Source organism: Pirellulales bacterium (assembly GCA_035939775.1).
GTDB lineage: Bacteria > Planctomycetota > Planctomycetia > Pirellulales > DATAWG01 > DASZFO01.
The window spans coordinates 1-2,991 of record DASZFO010000153.1 but is presented as its reverse complement, the minus strand read 5'-3'; the positions used below and the strand labels follow the sequence as shown (position 1 = coordinate 2,991).

The 2,991-nt window shown below is 60.5% G+C and carries 1 protein-coding gene; it reads right to left on the bottom strand.

Translation table 11 applies throughout. The features are described 5' to 3' along the window. The coding region (locus VGY55_10070) for a hypothetical protein (GenBank protein HEV2970327.1) at nucleotides 1-2,991 on the bottom strand (2,991 nt) is incomplete at both ends.

Here is a 2,991-nt window from a genome sequence, read left to right as displayed (position 1 = left end):
GTAGTTGAAGATGCGCATGCCATCGCCCGCCGCAGCGGTAATGCTGCCGGCGTCGTTCACGACTATGTTGCCAAAAACATTCGGGTTGAAAACATCGGCAACGCCGGGGTTGATACCGGAGACGATTCCCGCCGGGGGACCTCCAGACCTGTCCACGTTCGCGCCCGAATCGACCGTTCCCAGCATGACAACCGTGACGCTGGCCGGCGTCGCTGCACCGACGACCGTGGCTTGATCCGAAGCAGCAATGCCGGTGCTGCCCGACGAGATCGTGGTATTTGCGGCATCGACTACCGACAGATTGCCCACGCCATAGACGTTGGCGCCGATTCCGAGCTGGGCGAAGGCCGCGGTCGGAGCTACTGCGGCGTTCGCCGTGATCGAACCGGAATTGGAAACGGAGACGTTTCCAGTCCCATAGTTGAAGGCAGTGATGCCGGATCCGGTCTTGGCATTGATGGTGGCCGTGCTGCTGACGTCGACATTGCCGAAGATTCCGGAGAGCGGCGGGTTCGGTATGGTGGTCGGCGTGCTGGTTCCGCCGAAATAGCCCGCCAGGATCGCGGAAACGCCGCTTGTGGTTGTGCCGAGTCCTGAGTTGATCGAACCGGCGGCTGCGATCGTAATCGAACTGTTGTCGGCCTGGGGAACGGAGGTCCCCTGATTTGCGGCCAAGATACCGTAGCCCGCGGCGTTGATGGTCACGCCCTGCAGCGTGGTCACATCGGAACTGCCGGCCAAGGTAATTGCAAGTATCCCTCTTGAACCCGCTGCCGCAGTATTTCCCGTGATGGTCGCCGATCCACCGACAAGGATCGTGAGCGGCCCGAGCCCGCTGGTGACGCCCTGGATGGCGAAGGTGTTGCCGGTTACGTTGCCGTAATCGACGATCGTTGCCGAGCCGCCTCCCGAGTTGGCGAAGATGCCGACGGCTCCGGACGACGAAATGTTGCCCGCGTTTGTGATCGCTATGCCGGCGCCGGTGGTGGTGACGTTGATCCCGTTGAAGGCACCCGTCACCGTCACCGAAGAGGCCTGGTTGGCCTCGACGAAGATGGTATCGGTCGAAAGGCTATCGGTCGCCGCGATATTCAGCCCGTTCGCCGTGCTGCTGGTAATCGTTGCGCCCGACAGCTGGTAGAACTGCGACGTTGTCGCACTGAAAGACTGCGCGCCGATTGATCCGGTCAAAAGCGCGGTGGGGGGACTAGGTAGGAGCACGATCTCGCTTCCGGAAGGCGAGCTGAAAAGGACGCTGAACGCTTCCTGCGTGAATGATCCCGTCGCGCTCGTGACGTTAAAGGTCAGCTGGTTGTTGTCGATCGACAGGGTAGAGCCGCTGACGCTGGCGCTCGAGACCGAGATACCTTCCAGAAGGATAGCGTCACCGACGGCAAGTTTGGCGATGGTCGCGGTCGGACTGAAGCCCGAGGGATCGTCTAGCGTCAGCAAACCGCGGCCACTGGAGAAAGTGATGGTCTGTCCCGGACCGACGGTGTTCACGAATTCGAGTTCGGCACGATCGGCAACGGAAAACGAACCGCTTCCCGTTACTGCAGCTCCGATCTGGGCGGCCGCATTCGTGTTGACATTGATGACGCCGGAGTTGGCAAGCGCAAGCGTCCCGGCGGCCAGCGAACTCACGCCGAAAATATTGACGGTCCCGGAATTGGTGATCGTGTTGGCGCCGGCACCGAAGAAATTGGCGCCGCGGATATTCCAGGTGCCGCTGGCATTGTTGTTGAAGTTCGCCGTACCCAGCATCACATCGCCGGTCAGAACGCCCGAATTGTTGACGGTGATCGCGCCAAGGTAGTCGGCGAGGGCAAAATTTTGACCGCTCACCGCAAATTCGCCGGCAACGACGGAGCCACCAACGGCGTTGGTGAAGGTCGCGGCTTGCGTGCTGCCGTTGTTGATTTGCACGACCGGGCTGAAGGGCGAGCCAAGTGCGGTAATCGTACCGGAGTTCGTGACGGAAACGGTGCCGCTCACACTGTTGGCAACTCCGTTGCCTGTGCCAGCAGAAATTCCAACGCCGCCCGCAACCGTTATCGTCCCATGATTGGTGATCGAAACATTCCCGCCGCCGAGTGCATAGGCATTCACGCCTATGGCCTGCGCGGTTATTGCCGAGGAAGTTTCGAGAGTGGCCGTCAGATTGCCGACGCCCCAATTGTAAAGCCCTATTCCGGCGCCGGACGCCGCATTGATAATGGCGCTGTTATCGACAAGGACGTTGCCTTGGATGCTGGTGCTGATCGTCCCGGTTCCGTAACCCGCCCAAATGCCACCGGATAGGCCGCCGCCCGTCGGCATGTTGAACCCAGAGTTTATGGTTCCGATCGAGGTTATCGATATCTGGCTGCTGGCTGGCGCGCTCGCCGCTGAATTGCCCGCACCAATCCCGATTCCACCGGAATTGATCAGATCGCCCGCAGAGGTCGTAACCAAAACGTTCCCGGGGTTGTTCTCGAAAGCTGCGATGCCATCCAGCCCCATGAGAGTGCCGGCGGAAATTGTTGCGCCGGTACCGACATTGACCGTCACGCTTCCGGAGGTTGGGCCTAGAGAATAGGCGGCGATCCCGTATTGGGCGCCCGAAACCGTGGTGTTCGTCTCATCGGTTAGCGTCACATTTCCGTTGCCCCAGTTGAATGCGTCGATTCCCCAACCGGCTAGCGCGGTAATCTTGGCAAAGTTGTCGACGCTGACGGTACCGTTGACGTTGGCGTTCGGGGCATTCACCGATCCTGGAACGTAACCTGCGGCGATTCCGGCCGGCTGGGAACCGTTCGGAGTCAGATCGACACCAGAATTTATCGTGCCGGAGACGGACACGCTTGCGGTTGAACTCGCGCCGGCTGCAATCGCCGTCGCCACGTTGACCGCATTGATACCGTCCACGCCGGAGTTGATGATATCGCTCGCAACGGTTGAGATGGAGACGCTCCCCGTGCCGAAGCTGACGGCTTCGGCGCCAAACCCGTT